Annotated in this window: 21 protein-coding genes; 11 read left to right on the forward strand and 10 right to left on the reverse strand. The window is 68.6% G+C overall.

The features are described 5' to 3' along the window. Positions 1-28 precede the first annotated feature (28 nt). Positions 29-1,300, forward strand: coding sequence for a M20/M25/M40 family metallo-hydrolase (locus AC1RR5_RS14905; RefSeq protein ID WP_492922422.1), 1,272 nt, complete (start codon positions 29-31; stop codon positions 1,298-1,300). Here the strand turns inward: AC1RR5_RS14905 and AC1RR5_RS14910 are convergent. Then, positions 1,297-2,190, reverse strand: a complete 894-nt coding sequence (locus tag AC1RR5_RS14910) for a DMT family transporter (protein WP_492922656.1) — start codon at positions 2,188-2,190, stop codon at positions 1,297-1,299. The two genes, AC1RR5_RS14905 and AC1RR5_RS14910, sit on opposite strands and share 4 nt — an antisense overlap. Positions 2,191-2,510: 320 nt before the next feature. On the opposite strand from AC1RR5_RS14910, the gene AC1RR5_RS14915 reads away from it, so the two are divergent. Beyond that, complete coding sequence (locus AC1RR5_RS14915; protein ID WP_492922424.1) at positions 2,511-4,037, forward strand: ATP-binding protein; 1,527 nt, start codon at positions 2,511-2,513, stop codon at positions 4,035-4,037. A gap of 141 nt (positions 4,038-4,178) precedes the next feature. Here the strand turns inward: AC1RR5_RS14915 and AC1RR5_RS14920 are convergent, their stop codons facing one another. The 3 genes from AC1RR5_RS14920 to AC1RR5_RS14930 all read right to left on the reverse strand — a co-directional run bounded on the left by AC1RR5_RS14920 (position 4,179) and on the right by AC1RR5_RS14930 (position 7,721). Beyond that, positions 4,179-5,552, reverse strand: coding sequence for a M23 family metallopeptidase (locus tag AC1RR5_RS14920; RefSeq protein ID WP_492922426.1), 1,374 nt, complete (start codon positions 5,550-5,552; stop codon positions 4,179-4,181). Between the two features lie 259 nt (positions 5,553-5,811). Next, positions 5,812-6,507, reverse strand: a complete 696-nt coding sequence (gene ctrA, locus AC1RR5_RS14925; protein WP_047407858.1) for a response regulator transcription factor CtrA — start codon at positions 6,505-6,507, stop codon at positions 5,812-5,814. A 431-nt stretch (positions 6,508-6,938) separates the two neighbouring features. Further along, positions 6,939-7,721, reverse strand: a complete 783-nt coding sequence (locus tag AC1RR5_RS14930) for a LytTR family DNA-binding domain-containing protein (RefSeq protein WP_492922428.1) — start codon at positions 7,719-7,721, stop codon at positions 6,939-6,941. 122 nt (positions 7,722-7,843) lie between these two features. On the opposite strand from AC1RR5_RS14930, the gene AC1RR5_RS14935 reads away from it, so the two are divergent. The 6 genes from AC1RR5_RS14935 to AC1RR5_RS14960 all read left to right on the forward strand — a co-directional run bounded on the left by AC1RR5_RS14935 (position 7,844) and on the right by AC1RR5_RS14960 (position 14,772). Beyond that, on the forward strand, positions 7,844-8,842 hold the full coding sequence (locus tag AC1RR5_RS14935; protein ID WP_492922430.1) for an alpha/beta hydrolase family protein: 999 nt from the start codon (positions 7,844-7,846) through the stop codon (positions 8,840-8,842). Positions 8,843-8,897: 55 nt separating this feature from the next. Beyond that, positions 8,898-10,232 carry a flagellar protein export ATPase FliI gene (gene fliI / locus AC1RR5_RS14940; RefSeq protein ID WP_492922432.1) on the forward strand — a complete coding sequence of 445 codons (1,335 nt, stop codon included), beginning with the start codon at positions 8,898-8,900 and terminating at the stop codon, positions 10,230-10,232. Further along, entirely contained in the window at positions 10,232-10,651 is a 420-nt protein-coding gene (locus AC1RR5_RS14945; protein ID WP_492922434.1) for a flagellar export protein FliJ, read from the forward strand. The genes fliI and AC1RR5_RS14945 overlap by 1 nt, the downstream gene beginning before the upstream one ends. A 4-nt stretch (positions 10,652-10,655) precedes the next feature. Further along, on the forward strand, positions 10,656-11,723 hold the full coding sequence (locus tag AC1RR5_RS14950) for an endo-1,4-beta-xylanase (RefSeq protein WP_492922436.1): 1,068 nt from the start codon (positions 10,656-10,658) through the stop codon (positions 11,721-11,723). Between the two features lie 165 nt (positions 11,724-11,888). Beyond that, positions 11,889-13,973 carry a hybrid sensor histidine kinase/response regulator gene (locus AC1RR5_RS14955; RefSeq protein ID WP_492922438.1) on the forward strand — a complete coding sequence of 695 codons (2,085 nt, stop codon included), beginning with the start codon at positions 11,889-11,891 and terminating at the stop codon, positions 13,971-13,973. 292 nt (positions 13,974-14,265) lie between these two features. Continuing rightward, positions 14,266-14,772: a VOC family protein gene (locus AC1RR5_RS14960; RefSeq protein ID WP_492922440.1), complete on the forward strand. Its 507-nt coding sequence runs from the start codon at positions 14,266-14,268 to the stop codon at positions 14,770-14,772. On the opposite strand, the gene AC1RR5_RS14965 is transcribed toward AC1RR5_RS14960, so the two are convergent. From AC1RR5_RS14965 to AC1RR5_RS14980, 4 genes are all read right to left on the reverse strand, one after another. Beyond that, on the reverse strand, positions 14,769-15,803 hold the full coding sequence (locus tag AC1RR5_RS14965; RefSeq protein ID WP_492922442.1) for an NAD(P)H-dependent flavin oxidoreductase: 1,035 nt from the start codon (positions 15,801-15,803) through the stop codon (positions 14,769-14,771). The genes AC1RR5_RS14960 and AC1RR5_RS14965 overlap by 4 nt on opposite strands. Positions 15,804-15,814: 11 nt before the next feature. After that, positions 15,815-16,051, reverse strand: a complete 237-nt coding sequence (locus AC1RR5_RS14970; RefSeq protein WP_492922444.1) for a tautomerase family protein — start codon at positions 16,049-16,051, stop codon at positions 15,815-15,817. A 3-nt stretch (positions 16,052-16,054) separates the two neighbouring features. Beyond that, positions 16,055-16,765, reverse strand: a complete 711-nt coding sequence (locus AC1RR5_RS14975) for an SDR family NAD(P)-dependent oxidoreductase (protein ID WP_492922446.1) — start codon at positions 16,763-16,765, stop codon at positions 16,055-16,057. Between the two features lie 111 nt (positions 16,766-16,876). Next, a complete protein-coding gene (locus AC1RR5_RS14980) occupies positions 16,877-17,821 on the reverse strand; it encodes a LysR family transcriptional regulator (protein ID WP_492922448.1) in 945 nt (314 codons plus the stop codon). Between the two features lie 141 nt (positions 17,822-17,962). Between AC1RR5_RS14980 and AC1RR5_RS14985 the strand changes: the two genes are divergently transcribed. Both AC1RR5_RS14985 and AC1RR5_RS14990 read left to right on the forward strand, forming a co-directional pair. Then, entirely contained in the window at positions 17,963-18,337 is a 375-nt protein-coding gene (locus AC1RR5_RS14985) for a BlaI/MecI/CopY family transcriptional regulator (RefSeq protein WP_492922450.1), read from the forward strand. Next, positions 18,334-20,013, forward strand: coding sequence for a M56 family metallopeptidase (locus tag AC1RR5_RS14990; RefSeq protein ID WP_492922452.1), 1,680 nt, complete (start codon positions 18,334-18,336; stop codon positions 20,011-20,013). Before AC1RR5_RS14985 ends, AC1RR5_RS14990 begins: the two co-directional genes overlap by 4 nt. Positions 20,014-20,104: 91 nt before the next feature. Here AC1RR5_RS14990 and rpoD read toward each other — a convergent pair whose 3' ends face one another. Then, a complete protein-coding gene (rpoD, locus tag AC1RR5_RS14995; protein WP_492922454.1) occupies positions 20,105-22,066 on the reverse strand; it encodes an RNA polymerase sigma factor RpoD in 1,962 nt (653 codons plus the stop codon). 459 nt (positions 22,067-22,525) lie between these two features. Continuing rightward, positions 22,526-24,454: a DNA primase gene (gene dnaG, locus AC1RR5_RS15000; protein ID WP_492922455.1), complete on the reverse strand. Its 1,929-nt coding sequence runs from the start codon at positions 24,452-24,454 to the stop codon at positions 22,526-22,528. A 198-nt stretch (positions 24,455-24,652) separates the two neighbouring features. Between dnaG and AC1RR5_RS15005 the strand changes: the two genes are divergently transcribed. After that, positions 24,653-25,513 carry a BON domain-containing protein gene (locus AC1RR5_RS15005; RefSeq protein ID WP_492922457.1) on the forward strand — a complete coding sequence of 287 codons (861 nt, stop codon included), beginning with the start codon at positions 24,653-24,655 and terminating at the stop codon, positions 25,511-25,513. Positions 25,514-25,518: the final 5 nt, after the last annotated feature.

Consider the following 25,518-nt stretch of genomic DNA (forward strand, 5'->3'; position numbering starts at 1 on the left):
GTGGCGGCGAAGCCTAAGGATTCGCCGCATGCTCCGTCCGTCCCTGCTCGCCCTGGCGCTTGCCCTGGTCGCCCTGCCCGCCTCGGCCGCGACCGATCCGGCCAAGCTGGTCGTCTCGCCGGCGTTCAAGAAGGCCGTGGCCAAGCTGGACGCCGACTACGACCGCACGGTCGCCAACATCGTGACCTTGACCGAGATCCCGGCCCCGCCGTTCAAGGAAGAGGCGCGCGCCAAGGCCTACCTCGAGATGCTGAAGGCCCACGGCCTGAGCAATGTCGAGATGGACGCCGAGGGCAATGTCATGGGCGTGCGTCCGGGCACGGCGACTAAGGGCAAGGGCCCGTTCGTGGTCATCGCCGCCCACCTGGACACCGTCTTCCCCGAAGGCACGGACGTGAAGGTCAAACGCGAGGGCACCAAGCTGATGGCCCCCGGCATCGGCGACGACACCCGCTCGCTGGCCACCCTGCTGGCCTATCTGCGCGCCCTCGACGCGGCCGGCATCAAGACCAAGGCCGACATCCTGTTCGTCGGCAATGTCGGCGAGGAAGGCCCCGGCGACCTGCGCGGCACGCGGTTCCTGTTCAACAAGGGTCCGTACAAGGGCCGGATCACCGCCTTCTTCTCGATGGACGGCTCGGACCCGTCGCGGATCGTCGACAAGGGCGTCGGCTCCAAGCGCTACCGGGTCACCTTCAAGGGGCCGGGCGGCCACAGCTATGGCGCGTTCGGCATCGTCAATCCGATGGCGGCCATGGCCCGGGCGGTGACCGACCTCTACGCGGTGCAGACGCCCAAGGCGCCGAAGACCACCTATTCGGCCAGCGTCACCGGCGGCGGGACGTCGGTGAACTCGATCCCGAACAGCGTCTTCATGGAATTCGACATGCGCTCGAAAAGCGCCGCCGAGCTGGCCAGGCTGGACCAGACCCTGGTCGGCATCCTGGACAAGGCTGTCGCCGGCGAGAACGCTGCCCGCGACACCCGCGACGGCAAGGTCAGCTACGAGGCCAAGGTGATCGGCGAGCGGCCGGCGGGCAACACGCCGGAGACGGCCGACATCGTGAAACTGACGGCCGGCGCGATCACCGCCCTGGGCTTCACGCCGCAGCACGAGGACAGCTCGACCGACAGCAATGTGCCGATGAGTCTGGGCATCCCCGCCGTCACCATCGGCTCGGGCGGCAAGGCCGGTCGCGCCCACGCCCTGGACGAATGGATCGACGTCGAGAAGGCCTCGAGCCTGAAGGGCATGCAGGTCGGCTTGGCGGCGCTGCTGGCCGTGGCCGGCGTCGACTAAGCGCGCGCTCGGGGCTTGCGCGTCACCAGCCAGATCCCCGCGCACACCAGCGCCAGGGCGGCGGCGTTCTTCCAGGCCAGCACCGGCTCGTGCAGGAACACCGCCGACAGCAGCACCCCGAACACCGGGATCAGGAAGTTGAACACCGCCAGCATGCCCACCGGGTTGTGCTTGATCAGCAGGCTCCACAGCGCGAAGGCCGCCGCCGACAGCGCCGCCATATAGGCCATCAGGGTCAGGGAGCGGATGTCGAAGCCGGAGAGATGCCCGCCCGCGACCTCGCCGATGGCCAGCAGCACCGTGCCACCGATGGCCAGCTGCCAGCCGGTCATCACCATCGGGTCGACGGTCTGCGAGATGCTCTTGCCCCAGATCGAGGCGGCGGCCAGCACGAAGGCGGCGACGACCACGAAGCCCTCGCCCAGCAGGCTGAACTCGAAGTCCAGGCCCCCAAAACCTCTTGGGCCGCCCAGGTTCACCGCCAGCACGCCCGCGAAGCCCAGCAGGCAGCCGGCGACCTTGCGCGGCGTCAGGCGGTCGTCCTTGAACAGGAAGTGGGCCAGGATCACGCCGAAGAACGCGCCGGTGGCGTTCATGATCGACGACTTCACGCCGGTGGCGTGGGCCAGACCGACATAGAAGAACACGTACTGCACGGTGGTCTGGAAGAGACCCAGGCCGATGATCCGCCCGACCTGGTCACGCGGCACGGCCACCGGCTTGCGGTTTAGCAGCGCCAGCACCAGCAGGATCACCCCCGCCGCCAGGAACCGCCAGCCGGCGAACAGCATCTGCGTCGCCGTGTCGGTCTTCGCCACGTGCAGCAGGGCGTAGCCGGCCTTCACCGCCGGAAAAGCGCTGCCCCACAGCAAACAGCACAGCACGGCCATGCCGATGACGAAGCGCTTGTCTTGGTAGAGGTCGGTCGAGGAACTGGACAAACGGCGTCTCGGCGCAAGGTGAAGCGCCGCTTCTATGGCGTGGGACGCCGCGCTTCAATCACGGCCGCCGCTTGACGCTTACGTAAATATTCGCTGACGCCATTTTAAATAACGCCGTTATCAAAACGACGCCTTTCGTCGCAGTCGAAAAGTCTTTTCAGGCAATCTCCCCAGGGTTGTTCCTGGTTTCCGAGCTTGACTGATATCCATGTTCTGTCCGGACGCTTGGCCATCCGGACTGTTCGGCGCTAGCGAGGAATTCGACTGCGATGACAGCGACGACAGTCCACAAGACCCTGTCCGAAGACATCAGCGCCTTCTTCGACGTCTCGCTGGACCTCTTGATCATCCGCGACATCGAAGGCCGCGTGCTGAAGGCCAGCCGCTCGTGGTACGCCACCCTGGGCCAGCGTCCCGAAGAGATGGAAGGCCAGAAGCTGCTGCGCCTGGTGCATCCCGAGGACATGCCCGGCACGCTCAACAGCGTGGTCGAGGTCGAGAACCGCAAGGACGGCGATCCGGTCCTGGGCTACGTCAACCGCTATCGCCACAGGGACGGCCACTACCTGACCCTGGAATGGCGCGCCCAGCGATTGGGCGACCGCATCTATGGCGTGGCCCGAGACGTGACCGAGCGCGTGGCGGCCGAGCGGGCCCTGGTCGAGGCCAAGGCCGCGGCCGAGGCGGCCAACCGCGCCAAGACCGACTTCCTGGCCAATATCAGCCACGAGATCCGCACGCCGCTGAACGGCGTCATCGGCATCGTCGACGCCCTGACCCGCACGCCGCTCAGCGCCGATCAGGCCGAGATGGTCGGGCTGATCCGCGATTCCGGCGCGACGCTGGAGCGGCTGGTCTCCGACTTTCTCGATGTCGCCAAGATCGAGGCCGGCCAGCTGCGGCTGGAGGAGCAGCCCTTCGACCTGGGCGACGCGCTGCGTCCCTGCATCGAAGTCATGCGCTACCGCGCCGAGGAGAAGGGCCTGGCGTTCCAGGTCATCGGCGCGCTGGATGGCCGCTACCTGGGCGACGCCACGCGGATCGGCCAGGTGGTCGGCAACCTGCTGTCCAACGCCATCAAGTTCACCGAGACCGGCGGCGTCTCCCTGCGCATCGCCACCGAGGATGTCGGCCTGACCCTGGAGATCGCCGACACCGGCATCGGCTTCGACGCCGAGCACGCCGCCGGCCTGTTCGCCCGCTTCCACCAGGCCGACGCCTCGATCAGCCGCCGGTTCGGCGGCACGGGCCTGGGCCTGTCGATCTGCCACTCGCTGGTCGAGATGATGGGCGGCCAGATCTCGGCCGCCTCGACGCCCGGCGCCGGCAGCCGCTTCGTGGTCTCGCTGGTCCTGCCGCGCGCGCCCGATCAGGCGCAGAGCGACCGCGACGCCGCGGCCGAGCCGGTCGCCGCCTCCGACGCGCCCCTGCGGGTGCTGCTGGTCGAGGACCATCCGACCAACCAGCGCGTCGCCCAGCTGATCCTGGCCACCCAGGGCGCGGACGTCGTCACCGTCGGCGACGGCCTGGACGCCATCGACGCCTTCAAGGCCGGGACCTTCGACGTGGTGCTGATGGACATGCAGATGCCGCGCATGGACGGCCTGGCCGCCACCCGCGCCATCCGGGCCCTGGAGCTGGAAGCCGGCGCGATCCGCACCCCGATCATCATGCTCAGCGCCAACGCCCTGACGGCGCACCGGGAACAGACCCTGGCGGCGGGCGCGGACCTGCACGTGTCGAAGCCGATCACGGCGGCGAACCTGCTGGCGGGGATCCAGGCGGCGATGGGGTGAATTCCCCTCTCCCCTTGCGGGAGAGGGTGGCCCGCGAAGCGGGTCGGGTGAGGGGTTGCGCTCCGCTTGCCGGATAGGCCTATCGACCCCTCAATCCGGCGCTACGCGCCACCTTCTCCCGCAAGGGGAGAAGGGGAGTTCCTACCGCAGCTTGACCTTGTCCAGATCCGCCTGGGCCAGTTTCGGCGTGTCTTCGCCGCTCACCGCCTCACCACCCGCCGCCAGCATGCGATCGATCCGCGACTTCTGCGACTTGAACGAGGCCAGTTCGGAGCCGCCCAGGATGGTGCCTTGCGGGACCTTGGCGCCGATCGGATTGACGCGCTCGCCCTTCAGCCAGACCTCATAGTGCAGGTGCGGGCCGGTCGCGAGGCCGGTCGAGCCGACATAGGCCACGACCTGGCCCTGGCGCACGCGCGTGCCGGCCTTGATGCCGGGGGCGTAGCGCGAGATGTGGCCGTAGCCGGTGTCCCACTGGCCCGAGTGGCGGATGCGCAGCCAGTTGCCGTAGCCGCTCCAGCGGCGAGCCTCCAGAACCACGCCGTCGCCGGCGGCCAGGATCGGGGTGCCGGTGCCGGCCCCGAAGTCGACGCCCTTGTGAGCGCGGGTGTAGCCCAGCACCGGGTGCTTGCGCGTGCCGAACACCGAGGTGATCCGCGCGCCGTCCACCGGGGTGCGCAGCAGGAAGCCTTTGATGTTCTTGCCGAACTCGTCGAAGAACTGGCTCTTGCCGTCGTCATCTTTACGGTCGAAGGCGTAGAACTTCTGGCCCTTGACCTCGGCATATTCGAGATCGCCGGCTTCGATGGTGCGGCCGCTCTCGGTGACCTTGCGGTCAAACACCAGGCAGAAGCGGTCGCCTTCCTTGATGTCACGCGAGAAGTCGATCTTGTGCGAGAACAGCTTGGCGGCCTGGCTGATGATGGCCGGCGTGCCGCCGACATTGGCCACGCTCTCGTAGAACGAGCCGTTCATTTCCCCACAAGCGACTTTCTGCTCGTCGCGGACCTTCTCCTCCAGCTCCCGCAGGCGCATGGCGCCGTCGAAGGTGCGCGAGACGGTCAGGGTCGAGGACGGGCTGGCGCGCATGGACAGGCCGATCAGGCGGGCCGGGCCACGCTGGCCGCGGCGCTGGGCGATGGCGGCCTCGAAGGCCATGCCGGCCTTGATGTTCACGGTGTCGATCGCGCCTTGCAGGGTCGCGACGACGGCCTGGGCGTCTTCCGGCGCCACGCCGGCGCGCTGCACGGCGCCTTGCAGGGTCTCGCCCGGGCGCACCTTGACGGCGATATTCTCGGGACGCTCGAAGCCCGGCTGGGCCTCGGCGCTGGCGAAGGCGACATGCTGCAGGGCGACCAGAGCGGCCGGATCCAGAGCGGCCTTCTCCGTGCCCGGAGTCTTGGCGTCGTCGGCGGTCAGCTTCCAGCCCAGGCTCAGAGCAGCCAGGCCGGCTACGGCGGTGAACACCCTCGGCGCCCAGCGCGTCGCGCTGCGTCGCGGATCAAATTCCTGCATCGTGCCCCCGTCGGTTCGATGCCGCGCAAGTCAAAATGACACGGCCGGGTAGCCCCCCAGCAACTGTCGGGCCGGAACATGCGCGAGGCGCGCTCCCGGCGGCAAGGACTATTCGGCGCTTCGGTCGTTTTGTCACGGCATGGTTAACGTCGGTTAATAGCCCAAACGTAACCATATGATCCCAATAAGAAAACGCCCACCGTTTCCGGTGGGCGCCTTGGGTACGCTTTTACTGTTACGCTTACTAAGCTCGCGAGACTTAAGCGGCGTTGACCTGCTCGTTCGGGTCGCGCAGCACGTAGCCGCGGCCCCAGACCGTCTCGATGTGGTGCTTGCCGTGCGCCGAAGCGGCCAGCTTCTTGCGCAGCTTGCAGATGAAGACGTCGATGATCTTCAGTTCGGGCTCGTCCATGCCGCCGTACAGGTGGTTCAGGAACATTTCCTTGGTCAGGGTCGTGCCCTTACGCAGGGAGAGCAGCTCGAGCATCTGGTACTCTTTGCCGGTCAGGTGAACGCGGTTGCCGTTCACTTCGACCGTCTTGGCGTCCAGGTTGACGATGATGTCGCCGGTCTTGATGACCGATTGCGCGTGGCCCTTCGAACGACGGACCACCGCATGGATGCGGGCGATCATCTCGTCCTTGTGGAACGGCTTGGTCATATAGTCGTCGGCGCCGCCCGAGAAGGTCTTCACCTTCGTGTCGATCTCAGACGAACCCGACAGGATCATGATCGGCGTGTTGATCTTCGCGACCCGCAGGGTGCGCAGAACATCGATGCCGCTCATGTCGGGAAGATTGAGGTCGAGCAGAATGAGGTCGTAGTCGTAGATCTTACCCAGATCCACGCCTTCCTCACCCAGATCCGTCGTATAGACGTTGAAGCCTTCAGACTTCAGCATCAGTTCGATGGTCTGCGCCGTCGCGCTGTCATCCTCGATCAACAGTACGCGCATGAGCCCCTCCACGCCAATCTGGCGTATTCGAACGTCTTAGGCGGAAGTCCGCCGATAAACCCTGCGGCCACTGTGGCGTAGAGTTAATTTAAGACTGGTTAATGGTGAATGTTTCCGTTGGTCGAATGGTTAATATGATTTGCGAATCGGGCGCAAGCCGCGCCGGGGGCCTTGGTCACATTGGTCGCACGCGTCGCAGGCAGGCCCTCGGACGCTCCTGTTAACCAACGCAAATCTCTTAAAACCGTGCCCACAAAGCGGTCCGAACGTCGTTACCGCGTTAAGGCCAAGGTCGAACGGCGTTCGCTTTTGAGGCGAGATTGCGGCGTTCCGTCGCGGGAATTTGAACGCCATGCTCGCGCTTGGCGGGTGGCGATCCGGAGGCTGAAGCTTGACCATTCCGGGTAGGCCGCGACGCCCCGCCGCAGGCCCTAGGCGGGATTTTCTTCGGCCAGCCAGCCGGCGGCCCTAAGCTTGGCCACCGAGGCGCGGCTGACGGGGGCGGTTTCGCCGTCGACGAGCCGCAGACGCAGGTTGCGGCCGTCCCTCTCGACGCCCTCGATCGCTCGCCGGGCCACCCACCACGAGCGATGGACCTGCAGCCCCTCGACGCCCGACAGTCCCGCCGTCACCCGCGCCAGCGGTCCCATCTCCAGCCGCGCGCCGTGCTCGGTGCGGATCCGGACATAGTGGTCCTCCATCTTCAGATAGAGCACCGCCCCCGGATCGGCCGCCGGCGCGACGGCTTCGACAGGAACGAGCCGCTCGCGCGCGGGCGTACGCGTGTGTGAGCGCACGCGGAGAAAATAGTAGGCCAGCACGATCGGCGTCGTGATCGCCACGCACTGGCCGTACCACTCCAGCGGCGACACGGCCTGCTCGATCGGCGGCCACAGGGCGATGGCGACCAGGCGCAGCGGCGCGCCCTGGATGAAAGCTCCGATCAGGGTGATGGGCAGGATCAACGTCCAGTCCGGCCAGCCCAACCGCCGCGCGCCCGCCGCCGCCAGTCGCACCAGGCAGCCGAACAGCACCATCCCGCTAAAGATGCTGCCGCACCAGTAGGCGATCCGCACCGACGCCCGGTCGTTGAAGAAGCTACCGAAAGGTCCCATCAGGCCGAGGAGCACGCCGATCCCAACGCCCACGCCAAGGTCGATCGCCCATTCACGGGCGGTCCCCAGCAGCGGCGGCTTGGAAGCTTGGGCGGTCATCGAACGACGTATAGCGACCGTTCGCCCGGTCGCGAACCCATTCGCCCATTCACGCAAGAGCGCTGGCGACGGTGCGCCACGAGCCTCACAGCGACGGCATCGTCATTCGCTGAAGGACCGCCATGTCGCTCCGCCATCTCTTCGCCGCCGCTCTGCTCGCGACGGCCGTCGCCTCCCCCGCCCTCGCGGCCAACGCCGGTTTCATGGTGTTGCAGGAGCCTCGCCCCGATGGGCCGCCGGTCCAGGTCGGGGTCTGGTATCCCACCGACGCCAAGCCGGCCTTCATGGCGCTGGGCGGCTGGGGTCACACCGTGGCGGCCGGCGCGCCGATTACCGGCGAGCATCTGCCGCTGATCGTCATGTCGCACGGCAATGGCGGCTTCTTCGGCGGCCATGCCGACACCGCCCAGGCGCTGGCGGAAGCCGGCTTCGTGGTCGCCGCCCTCACCCATCCCGGCGACAACTACAAGGACCAGAGCCGCGCCACGGCCATGGCCGATCGCCCGGCCGCCCTGTCGGACCTGATCGGCTGGATGCTGGACGCCTCCCCCCTCAAGACGAAGATCGATCCGACCAAGGTCGGGGCGTTCGGCTTCTCGTCGGGCGGCTTCACCGTGCTGGCGGCGGCCGGCGGCGAGCCCGACATCGGCAAGGTGCCCAGCCACTGCAAGGCCCATCCGGCCAACTACGACTGCAAGCTGACCGCCAACCATCCGATCCCGGCCGACATCCTGACGGCCAAGTGGACGCATGACGCCCGCATCAAGGCCGTGGTCTCGGCCGCGCCGGCCCTGGGCTTCACCTTCGGGACCGAGGGCCTGAAGGGGATCAAGGTCCCGCTGCAGCTGTGGAAGGCCAGCGACGACGAGGTGCTGCCCGGCGACGACTATGCCGAGTTCGTGCACCGCAACCTGGGACGGCCGCACGACTATCGCGTCGTGCAGGGGGCGCGACACTTCGACTTCCTGACGCCCTGCACCAACAGCAAGGGCGTAGAGATCCTGTGCGCCAGCGCGCCCGGCTTCGACCGCGTGGCCTTCCACCGCGACCTCAACACGGCGGTCACCCGGTTCTTCACCGACCAATTGGTCGCACCGGTGAAGTCGCCCCCTGGCCAGTAATTTCACACCTGATTAACCACGATCGCCGAGTCTGCGCAGGTCATTAGGAGCTGTCTTGCGTAGCCTCATCGCCGCCGTCGAACGTATCGATCCGCTGACCATCTATGGCCGCGTCGCCGCCGTGAATGGCCTGCTGATCGAGGTCCGTGGCGGCCTGACCCGACTGTCGGTCGGCGCCCGCGTCGAGATCAGCCGGCTGGGCCTGGATCCGCTGCCGGCCGAGGTCGTCGGCTTTCGCGAGACCCGCGCCCTGCTCATGCCCTTCGGTCCCGTCGAGGGCGTGGCCCCGGGCGCGGAGATCCGCATCGCTCCGGAAGGTGCGGTCGTCCGCCCGACCAAGGCGTGGCTGGGCCGCATCGTCAACGCCTTCGGTGAGCCGATCGACGGCCTGGGCCCGCTGCCGCAAGGCGAAGTCCCCTATCCCCTTAAGACTTCTCCGCCGCCGGCCCACGCCCGTGGCCGGGTGGGCGAGCGCCTCGACCTGGGCGTGCGTTCGATGAACGTCTTCACCACCACCTGCCGCGGCCAGCGCCTGGGCATCTTCGCCGGCTCGGGCGTCGGCAAGTCGGTGCTGCTCTCCATGCTGGCCAAAGAGGCTACCTGCGACGCCGTCGTCGTTGGCCTGATCGGCGAGCGCGGCCGCGAGGTCCGCGAGTTCGTGGAAGAGACCCTGGGCGAGGAAGGCCTGCGCCGCGCCGTCGTCGTGGTCGCCACCTCGGACGAGCCCGCCCTGACCCGCCGCCAGGCCGCCTACATGACCCTGGCGATCAGCGAATACATGCGCGACCAGGACCTGGAAGTCCTGTGCCTGATGGACTCCGTCACGCGCTTCGCCATGGCCCAGCGCGAGATCGGCCTGGCCGCGGGCGAGCCGCCGACCACCAAGGGCTACACGCCCACCGTCTTCACCGAGCTGCCCAAGCTGCTGGAGCGCGCCGGTCCCGGCCCGATCCGCGCCGACGGCACCACCGCCGCGCCCATCACCGCCCTCTTCACCGTGCTGGTGGACGGCGACGACCACAACGAGCCGATCGCCGACGCCACGCGCGGTATCCTGGACGGCCACATCGTCATGGAGCGCGCCATCGCCGAGCGCGGCCGCTTCCCGGCGATCAACGTCCTGAAGTCGATCAGCCGGACCATGCCGGGCTGCCAGCACCCGCACGAGCGCGACGTCGTCAAGGGCGCGCGCCAGGTCATGGCCGCCTACGCCAACATGGAAGAACTGATCCGCATCGGCGCCTATCGCGCCGGGGCCGACCCCGTGGTCGACCGCGCGATCCGCCTGAACCCGGCGATCGAAGCTTTCCTTAGCCAGGATAAGGAAGAAGCAACTTCTCTGGACGACTCTTTCGGATACCTGGGGCAGATCCTGGCGAGTGAGTACTGATGACCAAGTGGGCCGCCTCGCTTATCCGGATCTCCAACCACGAGGTCGAGACGCTGCAAAAGCGCCTCGCCGAGATCACCGAACGCCGCATGGCGGCTGAACTGCGCATCACCATGCTGGACGCCGAGGCCGAAGCCGAAGCCAAGAACGCCGAGGGCGACGCCTCGGCCGGCTGGTACATGATCGGCTATCGTGAGGGCCACAAGCGCCGCAAGGCCGACATGCTGGTCCAGATCGACCAATGCCACGCCGAAGAGGTCGGCGCCCGCGACGCCCTGTCCGAGGCCTTCGAGAACCTCAAGAAGTACGAACACGTCGCCGAACAGGCCAAGGTGCTGGCGGCCAAGAAGCTTGGCGTGTTCGAAAGCGCCCAGATGGACGAACTGAGCATCCGCCGCGCCGCCATGGCCGGGCGCTAAGCCCATGAAGCGGCTGACGCGCCGCTCCGCGATCGCCTCGGCGCTCGCGCTCTCCGCCTGCAGCCAGGGCGCCAAGAGCCAGCCAGCCCTGACGCCGCCTCCGCCGCTGCGGACCCTGACGCCCTTCCCCGTCGGCTGCTGCGTGCAGGAACGCTGGCTGCACCAGCCCGAATACATCGACCTTCTCGCCGAGCAGTTCTCCCAACTCACCGCCGAGTGGGAGATGAAGATGGAATACATCCTGCGCGAGGATGGCGGCTTCCAGTTCGACCGGCCCGACAGCATCGCCTCGTTCGCCAAGGCCCGCGACATGGCCCTGCACGGCCACTCGCTGATCTGGTTCGCCAACGAGAACGACGCCTTCAAGCGCCTGGACGGGTCGGGCAAGCCCTTCGCCGACGCCTATCGCAACTACATCCTGGCGGTCGCCGGCCGCTACAAGGGCCAGGCCCGCAGCTGGGACGTGGTCAACGAGCCGGTGGCCGACGACGGCGACCATCTCCGTGAAAGCCTGTGGTCACGCAACCTGGGCTCGGACGATCACATCGCCCTGGCTCTCGAGCACGCCCACGAGGCCGACCCGCACGCGGTGCTGTTCCTCAACGATTACCACCTGGAACTGAAGCCCAACAAACGCGCCACCTTCATGCGGCTGATCGAACGCCTGCTGAAGCGCGGCGCGCCGCTCAGCGGCATCGGCACCCAGACCCACATCGACTACGACCTGCCAGCCGGCGCGGTCGAGGCGGCGATCAAGGACCTGGCCAGCTTCGGCCTGCCGATCCACCTGTCGGAGCTGGATATCTCGCTGGGCGACCACTACGTCCCGGCGATCCCCGGCGACCGCGTCAAACGCCAGATCGCCAAGTATGCGGAAGTCGCCGAGGCCTTCATGGCTCTCCCCGCCCGCCAACGCTTCGCCTTCACCATCTGGGGCCTGCGCGACAGCGACACCTGGCTGCGGGGGGATTCCGGACAGCGCCCGAAGGACCAGCCGCTGCTGTTCGACGAGGCGGGTAAGGCGAAGGCGACGTGTCGCGCGCTGGCGGATGTGTTCGCGCGACGCGCCTGAGCCATTCCAGAAAACTGGCGGCTCGCTCTCACGGAGTGCAGCTTCTCACAGCCAGCAAACCCGTCCAGCGTCCAGCCTCACGCCGTGCGTACCCCCTTAACGAAACACCGACCTTTTGCGGCCCATAGTCGCAGACCTTCGAGCATCGGGGAGAGGTGGGGCGAAGTGACGGCTGGGGTACAGCACAAGGCGGCTTCCAATGGCGCGACCAATGCGGTCGCCCTGGTCTGCGCCTATGTCGCTGGGCTCGCCTACAGCCTGTTCCTGGCCGGCGCCACGCACAACATCCCGACCATCTGGACGGCCAACGCCGTCGCCATCGCCGCCTTCATGATCCTGAACCGGCGCCAGGCGCTGGCCTTCATGGTCGCCACCGGCGTGCTGCATATCGTGCTGGAGCTGATGATCGGCGCGCCGATACGCTTCGTCCTGGTCGTGACCGTGCTGGACACCATCCAGACGGCCGGCACCGCGATGCTGCTGCGCTGGATGCGGGTGCCGACCAAGGTGCGCGATCCGCGCAGCCTGTTCACGGTCATCGTCGTGGCCTCGGTCCTGACGGCGATCAGTTCGATCCTGGTCCACGGCCTGCTGGCGGTGAGCGGCGGGCGCGCGTTCTTCCACGGCTGGGACGACTGGACGACGTCCAACGTGCTGGGCGTGGCCGTCATCCTGCCCGTGGTGCTGATCCTGACCGACCATCGCCACCGCGAGGGTTTCCACGTCCGGCCGCTGGAGGCCGCCGCCACCCTGCTGCTGGTCATCGCCGCCTCGTCCTGGGTGTTCGTCAACGACGCCAGCCTGCAGGTGCTGCTGTTCGCCCCGGCCCTGCTGGCCGCGTTCCGGGGCGGGCCGCGCGCCGTGGCGGTGATCGTCACCACCTCGCTGGCCGTGGCCATTCCGGCGGTGCTGCATCGCACCGGCATCGACATCAAGGTGGCCCTGTCGCCGCTGCGCCACGCCCTGCTGTTCCACGTCGTGCTGTACGCCGTCAGCTTCGTGGCCGCCCTGGCCCTGAGCCGCCAGGCGCGCCTGCAGGCCCTGCTGCTGCGCCGCCAGGCCGCTGCCCGCGCCGCCCAGGCCCGCGCCCAGGCCGCCAGCCAGGCCAAGTCCGACTTCCTGGCCACGATCAGCCACGAGATCCGCACGCCGCTGAACAGCATCCTGGGTTTCGCGTCCCTGGTCGCCGACGACCCGGACCTGTCGCCTGAGAACCGCCGCCGCCTGGACCTGGTCGGCCGCGCCGGCCGCTCCCTGGCCGAGATCGTCGGCGACCTGCTGGACTTCGCCAAGGTCGAGGCCGGCCGCCTGGACCTGACCCTCACCCCAGCCTCGCCGTCGGCCCTGCTGCGCGACGCCGTGGCCATCATCGCCCCCGAGGCGGCGGCCAAGGGCCTGTATCTGCGCACCGTCTGCCAGGCCGAGGGCGACGCCGATGTCGACCAGCCGCTGTCGCTGGACGAGACCCGCCTGCGCCAGGTGCTGCTGAACCTCCTGGCCAACGGCCTGAAGTTCACAAGCCAGGGTGGCGTCACCGTCCGCCTGACCGCCGGCCCCGCGCCCGGCGCCCTGCGGTTCGAGGTGATCGACACCGGCATCGGCATCGCGCCCGAGGTGCAGGCGCGACTGTTCCAGCGCTTCTCCCAGGCCGACAGCTCGATCAGCCGCAGCTATGGCGGCACGGGCCTGGGCCTGGCGATCAGCAAGGCCCTGATCACCCGCATGGGCGGCGCGATTGGCGTCGAGAGCGACCTGGGCCAAGGCGCGCGCTTCTGGATCACCCTGGCCGCCGAGCCCGCCGCCATTCCAGTGGCCGACACCGGCCCCGCCCCAGAAGCGCCCGAACGCGCGGCCCGCGTGCTGCTGGTCGACGACCACCCGATGAACCGCGAGCTGGGCAAGGCCCTGCTGACCCTGGCCGGCTGCGAGGTGATCACCGCCGACGACGGCCATCAGGCGCTGGACACCGTCCAGGCCGGCGACTTCGACCTCGTGCTGATGGACGTGCACATGCCGGGAATGGACGGCCTGGCCGCCACCCGCGCCATCCGCGCCCTGCCTGGCCCGATCGCGGCCATCCCGATCGTGGCGCTCAGCGCCGACGTCCTGCCCGAACAGATCGCCCGCTGCCGCGCCGCCGGCATGGACGACCACGTGGCCAAGCCGATCCGCCGCGAGGAACTGATCGCCGCCGTTGCCCGGGCGCTGGAACGGACGCCCGACAGCCGCCCGGATAGCGCGCGCGCGTAGCTTTCATCGCCTGCTCTCGTCGCCTGGTCTCATCGGCGGCGCCCCCTGTCGCGATCGACAGGACGCCAGGGCTCCGCGCGGACTACGCCCCGCCCATCGCGCGTCCAGCCCAGGGTTAATTCGACCTCATGACAATCTTGTAAGTTGAGACTTACCTCGACCGCCCGTACATCGCGCGGCCTCGGCGAAGTAACGCCGTTCTTTTTCCCATCACCAGCGTATCCGAACCGCGCGCGACGGCTGTTGCGCGCCGCGCGGACGGGTGCGCCTGCATCACAGAGCAAGACCTGAAATGATCCACCACCTGTCCGTCAGCGCCGCCGATCCCCAAGGTGCGGCCCACTTCTTCGCCGACATCATGGACGGCGTCGTCGTCGACTTCCCGCCCAATCCCGGCAGCTTCATGGTGTTCAAGGCCGACGGCATGGGCACCGCCATCGAGGTCTATCCGGCCGGCACGGTCATGGTCCCGAACGGCGAGCCGGGCTCGATCTTCGTGCGCCAGCCGGACGGCAGCGACCGCCGCTCGCCGACCCACTTCGCCCTCAGCGTCTCGATGGCTCGCGAGGAGGTCATGGCCAAGGCCGCGGCCAAGGGCTGGGAGACCTATGTCTGCGACCGCGGCGGCCACTTCCACGTCATCGAGGTGTGGATCGAGAACACCTGGCTGGTCGAGGTGCTGCCGCTGGACTTCGCCGCTGAGTACCTGACCTTCGCCGGCGTGGTGACGCAGATGGCCGACCCCAACAAGGCGCTGGTCGATCACCAGCCCCAGGCCAAGACGCTGGAAAACGCCTAGACCCCAGCCAGCTTCCGCGTCAGCTCGGCCGAGCTCATCGGCTGGCTGGCGCGGAACGCCTGGCCGGCCCAGAGCGAGCTGAAGTCGCCGCGGCCGGCGGCTTCGGCGGCCTTGCGCAGGGGCAGCACCGCCGCGCCGGCGGTCGGGAAGGCCGGGGCGAGGTCCGACAACGGGCCGACCTCGGCGATCAGCCGGTTGACGATGCCGCGCGCCGGGCGGCCGGTGAAGAGGTTGGTGACAGTCGTCGCCTCCTCGGCCGACGTCAGGGCGTCACGATACACATCCGAGATCGCCGCCTCGGGCGTCAGCAGATAGGCGGTGCCGACCTGGGCGGCCTCGGCTCCCAGGGCGAAGGCGGCCAGCACGCCGCGCCGGTCGGCGATGCCGCCGGCCGCGATCACCGGGACCGAGACGGCGTCGACGATCCGGGGGACCAGCGAGAAGGTGCCGACCTGCTGGCTCATGTCGTGGGTCAGGAAGTTACCGCGATGGCCGCCGGCGTCGAAGCCCATGGCGATCACCGCATCGACGCCCCGCGCTTCCAGCCACTGGGCCTCGGCCACCGTCGTCGCCGACGAGATGACCTTGGCGCCCGTGCGCCGGACCCGCTCGACCAGCTCCGGCGACGGCAGGCCGAAGTGGAAGCTGACCACCTCGGGGCGATAGTCCTCGACCACCTTGGCGAAGGCGTCGTTGAACGGCGCGCGGCCGGCGGCGGGGATCGGCTGGTCGGGATCCAGGCCCTCCTCGACATAGTAGGGCGCCAGCCGCTCGCGCCACGCCGCCTGGGCGGCGGGCGCATCGTCGGGGTTCTGGTGGCTGAAGAAGTTGACGTTGATCGGCTTCGTCGTGCCGGTCCGCACCGCGTCCAGCGCCGTCCGCAGCTGCTCTTCGGAATAGAGCGCGCTGGGCAGGGAGCCGAGGCCCCCTGCATTGCTGACCGCCACCACCATCGCCGGCGAGGTCGAGCCGGCCATCGGGGCCTGGATGATCGGCAGGTCGACGCGCAGCAGATCGAGCACGCGGGTCATGGCGGAACCTCCTACAGCTCGCCGGCCGCGACGCGCCGGCGATATTCGGGCACGGGCATGCCACCCCAGCCCCAGTTCTCCAGCTCGACCTCCTGGATCACCACGAAGGTCGAGTCCAGCGGCTTGCCCAGCACGTCCAGCAGCAGCTGGCTGACGCCTGCAATGAGCTTGGCCTTCTCTTCAGCGGTGACGGCCGAGCGGCCAGGGGCGGAGCCTTCTCGAGTGACCTGGATATTGACCATCGGCATGGCTTAGTGCCCCGCGCTCTGGCCGCCGTCGACGTGCAGGATCTCGCCCGTCACGAAGCCGGCGGTTTCCAGATAGAGCACGGCCTCGACCACGTCGCGGATCTCGCCCAGGCGGCCCACCGGGTGCAGGCCGGCCAGGAAGGCGTGGGTCTCGGGCGCGTGCATCGGGGTCTTGATCACGCCCGGCGAGACGGCGTTGACCCGCACGCCCTTGTTGGCGAACTCGATGGCCAGCGACTTGGTGGCCGAGTTGATGCCGCCCTTGGTCAGGCTGGCCAGCACCGAGGGCACGTCGGCCAGGGCGTGGTCGGTCAGGGTGGTGGTGATGCTGACGATGTGGCCCGCGCCCTGCTTCAGCATTTCCGCCGAGGCGCGCTGGGTGATGTGGAAGAAGCCGGCCAGGTTGGTGGCGATCTTGGTCTGGAAGTCCTCTTCCGTGTAGGCCGTGAACGGCTTGGCCATGAAGATCCCGGCGTTGTTGACCAGGGTGTCGACGCGTCCGAAGCGGGCCAGGGCCTCGGTGACCACACGCTCGGCGGTGGCCGGATCGCCGATGTCGCCGGCGACGGCCAGAATGTCGGGGTCGGCGCCCTGCTTGATCGACCGCGAGGTGGCGACCACACGGTAATTGCGGTCACGATAGGCCTTCACCAGCGCTTCGCCGATGCCTTGCGAGGCCCCGGTGACGATGGCGACCTTCTGTTCGTTGCTCATGACTTGCCTCTTTGACGTTGCCGGGGCGGCGGAGATCGTCGCCCGATGAGCAGGAATGTCGGATCGATCGTCTATCGGGTGAATGGATGCTGATTGGCAGTCAGTCTTCCGTCAAACGGCGGAATGGCCCAGCACCTCCGCGTCCGCCGACAGCCGCGCGAAGATGGCCCTCAGCCTGGGTGCGGCGAAGTCCAGGAAGGCGCGGACCTTGGGGGTGGCGGTGCGGCCCTGGGGCGTCAGCAGGTGCACTGGCAGAGGCACGGGCTCGGCGTCGCGCAGCACGATCCGCAAGCTGCCGTCCAGAACCCGCTCGGCCACGTGATAGGTGTAGAGCCGCGTCACGCCCCGCCCCTCGACCGCTGAAGCCAGGGCCGCGCGGACGCTGTTGACCACCAGGCGCGGCTTGAAGTGCACCGCTCGGGCGATGGTCTGGCCGGGCGCGGGCGGAAACACCCAGGTGTCGTGGCCAAAGTGGGTGGTGGTGACGACCTGGTGCTTGGCCAAGTCCGCCGGCTCGACGATATGCGGATGCTGGTCCAGGTAGCGCGGCGCCCCGACGATCACCCGCCGCACGTCGCCGCCCACCCGCGTGGCGACCAGCGAACTGTCCGGCAGCTGGCCCACCCGCAGGGCGACGTCGAAGCCCTCCTCGACCAGGTTGGTGTGACGGTCGAGCAGGACCAGGTTCACCGACACGGCCGGATAGGCGTCCAGATAGGCGTCGACGATCGGCCGCAGCACGTCCTCGCCGCTGATCGGCGGGGCGGTGATGGTCAGCATGCCGCGCGGGGCCGAGCGCTCGCCCAGGGCCGCCAGGTCGGCCTCCTCCAGGTCGGTCAGGATGCGACGGCAGGCGGCGGCGTAGCGCTCGCCGGCCTCGGACAGCCGCAGCGAGCGGGTCGTGCGGTGCAAGAGCTCGGCCCCCACATGCTGCTCCAGGAAGGCGATGGCCCGGCTGACCGCAGCCGGCGAGCGGTTCAGCCGGCGGCCGGCCCCGGCCAGGCTGCCCTCGTCCAGCGCCGCCACGAACACCCGCATCGCCTCGATACGATCCATTCGGCCTACCGTTTTCCGCAAGAGTGAGGATCAGGGCCGGCAGCTTATCGACGCCGCGCAGCGCAATCCACGCATTACGACGAGTTCACTTCCATCGCTACAGACGTAGCGCTACACCTGTAGCGAACAAGGAGCTCTCCCGTGATCGACGCCCTGCCCAGACGCGAACGCGAGGTCTTCGAGACCCTGTGCCGGCTCGAGGCCGGCACGACCGCCGAGGTGCGGGGCGCGCTGTCGGATCCGCTCAGCGACAGCGCCGTGCGCACCATGCTCTCGCGGCTGGAGGCCAAGGGCCTGGTCGAGCGAGCCAGCGGCCCGGACGGCGTGCGCTTCAGCCCGGTCCAAGAAACCGAGACGGTGGCCGTCAGCGCCCTGCGCCGGGTGATCGACACCTTCTTCGCCGGCTCGGCCGCCAGCGCCGCCACGGCCCTGCTGGGCATGGGGCAGCGCCTCACCCCCGAGGAAGCAGCCGCCTTGGAAGCCATCATCGATGAGACCGTGGAGGCTAAGTCGTGACCTGGATTCTGCTGATCTCGCTGTTGGCCAAGTCCAGCCTGGTGGCCGGCGCGGGCCTGCTGTGCTCGCACCACATGACCCGCCGACCGGTCGAGCGTGTCGACATCCTGCGCGGCACGGTCTGCCTGCTGCTGGCCCTGCCGGCGATCATGAACATGCTGCCGCCGCTGGAGCTGGCCCTGCTGCCGCCGCTGCCGGCCGAGCCGGTCGTGCTGCCGGTCGCCACGCCCGGCGTCGAACTGGACCCCAATCCCTGGTGGATGTCGCCCGGCGCGATCACCGGCGGCCTGTGGCTGCTGGGCGCGGCGCTGATCGGCGGCCGCCTGGCGTTGGGCCTGCGCACCCTCGAGCGCTGGACGCGCAAGGGGCAGCCGGTGACCGACCCGGCCTGGCTGGCGCCCATCGAGGACCTGCCGTTCGCCGACCGTCCGGGCCTGGTCGCAAGCGACCGCGTCGCTGGCCCGCTCAGCTGGGGCGTCGCGCCCGGCGCCATCCTACTGGACCCGGCCACCCTGGCCGAGCCGCAGACCGCCCCCGCCATCATGGCCCACGAACTGGCGCACCTGCGCCGCCATGACTGGATCTTCCTGATCCTGTCGCGCCTGGCCCTGGCCATCTTCTGGTTCAATCCGCTGGTCTGGCGCCTGCACGCGGTGCTGGCCGAACGCACCGAGGAAGCGGCCGACGCCGCCGCCGTCGGCAGCGTGGACCGCACCCTCTACGCCCGCACCCTGGTGCGCCTGGCCGCCTCTCCCGTCCCGTTCGGCGCCACCGCGATGGCGGCCGACGCCAAGACGCTCAAGACAAGGATCGCCTGCCTGATGACCGACACGCCCGACCGCCGCCGTCCGCTGACCGTGGGCCTCACCGTCGCCGCCCTGGCCATCGTCGCCACCCCGCTGGCCGCGTTCGGCCTGAGCCGCCAGGTCGCGCCGCTGCCGCCCGTTCCGCCGGCGCCGCCGGCCGCTATCGCCGAGCAAGTCCCGCCGGCGCCTCCCGCGCCGCCGGCCGCGCCCGCGCCGATGGCGGAAGCCGCGCCCCCCGCCCCGCCCGCCGCTCCGGCCCCGCCGGCGGCCCCCGCCAAAGGCTGGGAGTTCGCTTTCTCCACGCACCGCTGGCTGAGCGACGAAGACATCAAGGCCGTCGAGCACGCCCGCCACCAGGCCGAGCACGCCCGCGCCGAGGCCGAGCTGGCCCGCCTGAGCGCCGAGGACGTGCGTCGCATCGCCGAGGACGCCCGTCGCGAGGTCGAGTCCCATCGCGGCGAGATCGAAGCCGCCGCCCGCATCGCCGCCGAGCAGGCGCGTCTGTCGGCTGACGACGTCCGCCGCATCAGCGACCAGGCCCGCCGGGCCGCCGACGACGCCCGCCGCACGGGTGAGCAAGCCCGCCGCGACGGCGAACGCATCCGGATCCAGGCCATGAAGCAGGCCAGCGTCGAGATGACCCGAGGCGTCGGCCAGATGCGCGCCGGCGCCCGCCAGATGCGTGAGGAAGCCGCCCGCCTGCGCGACCCCGCCTACCGCGCCAAGCAGATCGCCGAGAACCGCGCCCGGGGTAACCGCGAGGTCACCGACGAGGAACTGATCGACCTCTCCCGCCGCCTGCCCGGCCAGGCCGACGACCTGGAACGCCAGGCCGAGCGCCTGGCGGACAAGATCCGCGACATGAGCTGAGGCCCTAGCGGAAACCCAGAAACAAAAACGCCCCGGTCCTGCGACCGGGGCGTCTCTGTTTTGGGAAGGCTCGGAGCCAGTCGCGGGCCCCTTACGAGTCCAGGAAGCTCCGCAGCTTCCGCGACCGCGACGGGTGCTTCAGCTTGCGCAGGGCCTTGGCCTCGATCTGGCGGATGCGTTCGCGGGTGACCGAGAACTGCTGGCCGACTTCTTCCAGGGTGTGGTCGGTGTTCATGCCGATGCCGAAGCGCATGCGCAGCACACGCTCTTCACGCGGGGTCAGCGAGGCCAGCACGCGGGTGGTGGTTTCCCGCAGGTTGCTCTGGATGGCCGCGTCGATCGGCAGGATGGCGTTCTTGTCCTCGATGAAGTCGCCCAGGTGGCTGTCTTCCTCGTCGCCGATCGGCGTTTCGAGCGAGATCGGCTCCTTGGCGATCTTCAGGACCTTGCGGACCTTTTCCAGCGGCATGGCCAGCTTTTCGGCCAGCTCTTCCGGGGTCGGCTCGCGGCCGATCTCGTGCAGCATCTGGCGGCTGGTGCGGACGATCTTGTTGATCGTCTCGATCATGTGCACCGGGATACGGATGGTCCGCGCCTGGTCGGCGATCGAGCGGGTGATCGCCTGGCGGATCCACCAGGTGGCGTAGGTCGAGAACTTGTAGCCGCGGCGATATTCGAACTTATCGACGGCCTTCATCAGGCCGATATTGCCTTCCTGGATCAGGTCCAGGAACTGCAGGCCGCGGTTGGTGTACTTCTTGGCGATCGAGATCACGAGGCGCAGGTTGGCCTCGACCATTTCCTTCTTGGCCTGGCGGGCTTCGCGTTCGCCCTTCTGGACCGTCTGGACGATGCGGCGATAGTCGTCGATCGGCACGCCGGTCTCGGTGGCCAGGGCGGCGATCTCGCCACGGATGTCGGTCACCGACTGGCTGTCGTTCTCGACGAACTTGGTCCAGCGCACGCCCATGCCCTTGACCTGATCGCCCCAGTTCGGGTTCAGCTCCGAACCGAAATAGGCCTTCAGGAACTCGCCGCGGCTGATGCCGTAGCTGTCGGCCAGGCGCAGCAGGCGGCCTTCCAGGCCGATCAGGCGCTTGTTGATCGCATAGAGCTGCTCGACCAGAGCCTCGATGCGGTTGTTGTTCAGCTTCAGCGTCTTCAGGTGCTGGATGATCGTCTGCGACAGGCCCTCATAGGCCTTACGGTCGGCGTCGGTCAGATCCTCGCCCTTCAGGCGGCTGCCGACCAGCTTGTCCTGCAGCTTGCGGAAGCTTTCGAACTCGCTGGCGATCGCGTCCAGGATGGCCATCACGCCTTCGCGCAGCTCGCCTTCCATGGCGCTGACGGTCGGACCGGCGCCATCGTCGAAGTCGTCGTCATCTTCGCCTTCGCCCTCGGGCTTGGGCTCGCCGCCGGCTTCCTGGTCGACGGGCTCGGCGGGTTCGCCTTCGTCCTCTTCGGCGGCCGGCTGGGCGGCGACGCCGTTGATGGCGGCGTAGGTGCCTTCCAGGTCGATGACTTCACGCAGAAGGATGCGGCCGGTGCCCAGTTCCTCGCGCCACACCATGATGGCTTCGAAGGTCAGGGCGGACTCGCAGAGGCCGCGGATCATGGTGTCGCGGCCGGCCTCGATGCGCTTGGCGATGGCGATTTCGCCTTCACGCGACAGCAGCTCGACCGAACCCATCTCGCGCAGATACATGCGCACGGGGTCGTCGGTGCGGTCATAGGCGGCCGGCTTGTCGCTGGTGATGACCGTGGTGTTCTCGTCGCGGGTGGCGACTTCGCCGCCTTCCGAGCCCTCGGCGTCTTCTTCGGCCTCGACCACGTTGACGCCCATCTCGCTCAGCATGGCGAGGGTGTCTTCGATGGCGTCGGGGCTGACTTCCTCGGACGGCAGCACCTTGTTCAGCTCGTCCATCGTGACGTAGCCGCGGGCTTTCGCCTGCTTGATGAACTTCTTTACGCCAGCGTCGGTCAGGTCGAGCAGCGGGCCGTCACCACCGGTGGATTCTGGCGCTTCCGTCTCGGCCGAGGAATTGTTGCTCATCAAGCTCTCCGAAATCGACACCGCTGGCTCTAGCAAGAGCGGCGCCGAAAAAATCCGTTCGAAAAGGACTGTCTTCGCCGGTCGACGCTGTGACTCAGCGCGCGCCCAGAGATCACGTTCCCGTCAGAAGTCGCCTAAGCGCGCCCTTTCCGCCATGTACGAACGCTCCGCGGGAAACCCGGCGGAGGCCCAAAGGCGTGGGCGCGGCCTGGCGTCTTCCCTGATCGGGTCGACGACCGCTGGGGACCTGGTGCGGCAAACGAGGGTGACATCCTGTTTCGGTATAGGGCGCGCGCGGCGGCGGCCCGAGCGATGTCAGTCAGTTGCTTGGCAGTTCCTTGAGTCGGCATGTGGCTTTGGGTGACGCCGGTGTCAAGATGGCACGGACATTCAACGCAAAGATTTGCAGTGTTCCGCGTCGCCTATTTCCCGGCAAGGCCGGGAAACGGGTGGGCTTTATTACTGCTCTCGCCAGAACTCGAGGTTGCTGATCTGCCGTTGCAGGACCGCGATCCGGTCGCGCAGGTCGCGCGTCGCGGTCAGGCTGCCGGCCGTCACCTCCTCGCGCCGCATGCCGTCCAGGGCCCGTTCGGCGTCGGCGATCTCGATCACCGCCTCGTAGCAGGCGGCCCACAGGGCGCGGGCCTTGGCCGGATCGAAGCGGGCGTCCAGGAACGGCGCATCGGCCTGGGCCAGGCGCTCGATCTCGGCCAGGGGCTCGGACAGACCCTTGCGCGACAGGCGCTCGCGCATCGAGACGTCGTCGCCATGGTCGTCGCACAGGGCCAGGAACAGCTCGTGCGACAGGGGCTTGAGGCGCGGGTCGCCAAAGCCGACCCGCTCGATCGCCTCGTCATAGGACCGCGCCCAGCCCGGATGGTCGATGGCGGCCAGGGCGACGGCGGCGTTGAACGGCTTGATACGGCCGACGATCTGCACCCGCGCGGTGGGACGCAGGCCCGGATCCGGCGGCTCGCGCTTGCCGTTCTTCCAGGTCCCGCCGCTGCGGGGCGTGAACGGCCGGTCGCGGAAACCACCGCCCCCGCCGCCATAGCCGCCTCCGTAGCCGCCGCCGTCCTGCGGCGGACCGCCTCGTGAGCGCTGGAAGAGCTCGTCATAGCGGTCGCGCAGATCGTCCTTATAAGCCTGGGCCAGGTCCTTGTCGGCGATGGTCGTGGCCGCCGCGCGCAGGCGCTGGCGCAGGCCGGCCTTACGCTCGGGCGTGTCCAGCGGCTCCAGGTCCCGCTCGCGCTCGAACAGGGCCTGGACGAAGGGCTTGGTCTCCGACAGCTGGGCCCGCAGCGCGTCGGGACCCTGGTCGCGCAGAACGTCGTCGGGGTCCTTGCCGCCGACCGGCATCGAGAAGCGGAACGAGCGGCCGGGCTTCAGCAGCGGCAGGGCGCGGTCGATGGCGCGATCGGCGGCCCGCTGGCCGGCCTTGTCGCCGTCGAAGCACAGGGTGGGCTCGGGATGCAGGCGCCACAGGGCCTCCATCTGCTCCTCGGTCAGAGCCGTGCCCATGGCCGCCACGGCCGGCACGTTGGCGCGCTGGCAGGCGATGACGTCCATATAGCCTTCGACCACCACCATCGGCGTGCGTTCGTGGGGCGAGGCGCTCTGGTTGGCGTGCAGGATCTTGCGAGCCTCGAACAGGCCGTACAGCACCCGGCTCTTGTGGAAGAGCCCGGTCTCGGGGCCGTTCAGATATTTGGCGCGGGCGTTGGGATCCATGGCCCGACCGCCGAACGACACCACCTTCCCGCGGCTGTCGGTGATCGGGAAGATGATCCGGTCGCGGAAGCGGTCATAGGGCTGGCCGCCGTCCTCGGGCGAGATCAGCACGCCGGCGTCCACCAGGTCGCCCGGCTTGGCGCCCTTGGCGATCAGGTAGTCCTTCAAGCCCGTGCGGTTGTTGGGCGAGAAGCCGACGCGGAAGCGCGCCCACTCGCTCTCGGGCAGGCCGCGCTTTTCCAGATAAGCGCGGGCCGCCTGGCCGACGGGCCGGCGCAGCTCGCTCTCGAACCAGGCGGCGGCCAGCTCCATCCAGTCGCCCAGGGACGAACGCTTCTGCTCCTCGCGCGCCATGTGCGGGTCGACGGCGGGCAGGCTCATGCCGGCCTCGGCCGCCAGCCGCTCGACCGCCTCGGCGAAGGTCAGCCGCTCGGTCTCCTGCAGGAAGCTGATGATGTCGCCGTGCTTGCCGCTGGAGAAGCAGTGATAGAAGCCCTTCTCATCGTTCACGAAGAACGACGGGCTCTTCTCCTTGGTGAACGGCGACAGCCCCGCATATTCACGCCCCTGCCGCCGCAGCTTCACCGACTTGCCGACGACGTCGGACGGGCGAAGGCGGGACTTCAGTTCTTCGAGGAAACGATCGTCGAAACGCATCTAGGCGGGATTGAGGACCAGGGCTGGGATGAGCCCTTTAACATATGCGCCCAGCGGCCGCCGCGCACGTCCCAAACAGAGGCAATCCACAAGCTGGCCACAAGCTGGGCACTAGGAACACCGACTCCCGCCGTCCGTTTTGATCGCCGGGGCGCCTCGACGCGCCCCAAGCTTTCAAGAACGCCACGGAGAAGACCCATGCCCCAGAGATGGAATGACCGCGAAGGCCGCTTCGATGTCGAGGCGGACGGCGATTTCGACCGCAACCGCACCTATGGCGGCGACCCACAGCCCAGACGCGATGTGGGCCGCGCCCCAGAGCGATCCAGCTACGCCAATTCCGGCTATGACCGCTCGTATGGACAGGATGGCGGCCGCGAGGGCTATCGCAGCGATCGTGGCCCGCGCCGCCACGGCGGCGAGTTCCTGCGCGCCGCCCAACAGGGCGGCGACATCGGCTATGGCCGCTCGCACGCCAGCGCGGACTACGGCGCGGCCGGCTTCCGCGCGCCGGGCGACTACGGCTCCAGCGGCTATTCCAGCCGCACGGCCGACTATGGCGACGAGCGCTATTTCCAGCACCGCGACCACGATCGCGAGGCCCGCGAGCGCAGCTATCGCGGCGCCTATGGCCAGCACGATCCTTACCGGTCGTTCGGTCCCGGCCGTCATCCTGAAGAAGAGCGCACCTGGTTCGACCGGGCCCGTGACGAGGTCTCGTCGTGGATGGGCGACCAGGACGCCCTGCACCGCCGCCAGGACGATGGCGCCCATCGCGGGCGTGGCCCCAAGGGCTACCGCCGCTCGGACGAGCGCATCCGCGACGACGTCAATGACCGCCTGACCGACGACAGCTGGCTGGACGCCAACGGCGTCGAGGTCGCGGTCTCGGACGGCGACGTCACCCTGACCGGCTCGGTCCGCTCGCGCGAGGACAAGAAGCGCGCCGAGGCCCTGGCCGAGAGCGTGACGGGCGTCGACAACGTCCAGAACAACCTGCGCGTCGATCGCGGGACGGGCGCGACGGCGACCACCGTGCCGCTGTCGGATCCGCTTTAATCTAC

The sequence above is a fragment of the Caulobacter sp. GW821-FHT11E11 genome (assembly GCF_058808315.1).

Excerpts from the sequence above, each read along its gene's own strand:
- AC1RR5_RS14915 (WP_492922424.1), top strand. The coding sequence starts at position 2,511 with ATGACAGCGACGACAGTCCACAAGACCCTGTCCGAAGACATCAGCGCC.
- rpoD (WP_492922454.1), bottom strand. The coding sequence starts at position 22,066 with ATGAGCAACAATTCCTCGGCCGAGACGGAAGCGCCAGAATCCACCGGT.
- AC1RR5_RS14980 (WP_492922448.1), bottom strand. The coding sequence starts at position 17,821 with ATGGATCGTATCGAGGCGATGCGGGTGTTCGTGGCGGCGCTGGACGAG.
- AC1RR5_RS14905 (WP_492922422.1), top strand. The coding sequence starts at position 29 with ATGCTCCGTCCGTCCCTGCTCGCCCTGGCGCTTGCCCTGGTCGCCCTG.
- AC1RR5_RS14935 (WP_492922430.1), top strand. The coding sequence starts at position 7,844 with ATGTCGCTCCGCCATCTCTTCGCCGCCGCTCTGCTCGCGACGGCCGTC.
- AC1RR5_RS14975 (WP_492922446.1), bottom strand. The coding sequence starts at position 16,765 with ATGAGCAACGAACAGAAGGTCGCCATCGTCACCGGGGCCTCGCAAGGC.
- dnaG (WP_492922455.1), bottom strand. The coding sequence starts at position 24,454 with ATGCGTTTCGACGATCGTTTCCTCGAAGAACTGAAGTCCCGCCTTCGC.
- AC1RR5_RS14945 (WP_492922434.1), top strand. The coding sequence starts at position 10,232 with ATGACCAAGTGGGCCGCCTCGCTTATCCGGATCTCCAACCACGAGGTC.
- ctrA (WP_047407858.1), bottom strand. The coding sequence starts at position 6,507 with ATGCGCGTACTGTTGATCGAGGATGACAGCGCGACGGCGCAGACCATC.
- AC1RR5_RS14970 (WP_492922444.1), bottom strand. The coding sequence starts at position 16,051 with ATGCCGATGGTCAATATCCAGGTCACTCGAGAAGGCTCCGCCCCTGGC.
- AC1RR5_RS14965 (WP_492922442.1), bottom strand. The coding sequence starts at position 15,803 with ATGACCCGCGTGCTCGATCTGCTGCGCGTCGACCTGCCGATCATCCAG.
- AC1RR5_RS14930 (WP_492922428.1), bottom strand. The coding sequence starts at position 7,721 with ATGACCGCCCAAGCTTCCAAGCCGCCGCTGCTGGGGACCGCCCGTGAA.
- AC1RR5_RS14950 (WP_492922436.1), top strand. The coding sequence starts at position 10,656 with ATGAAGCGGCTGACGCGCCGCTCCGCGATCGCCTCGGCGCTCGCGCTC.
- AC1RR5_RS14920 (WP_492922426.1), bottom strand. The coding sequence starts at position 5,552 with ATGCAGGAATTTGATCCGCGACGCAGCGCGACGCGCTGGGCGCCGAGG.
- AC1RR5_RS14960 (WP_492922440.1), top strand. The coding sequence starts at position 14,266 with ATGATCCACCACCTGTCCGTCAGCGCCGCCGATCCCCAAGGTGCGGCC.
- AC1RR5_RS15005 (WP_492922457.1), top strand. The coding sequence starts at position 24,653 with ATGCCCCAGAGATGGAATGACCGCGAAGGCCGCTTCGATGTCGAGGCG.
- AC1RR5_RS14910 (WP_492922656.1), bottom strand. The coding sequence starts at position 2,190 with ATGGCCGTGCTGTGCTGTTTGCTGTGGGGCAGCGCTTTTCCGGCGGTG.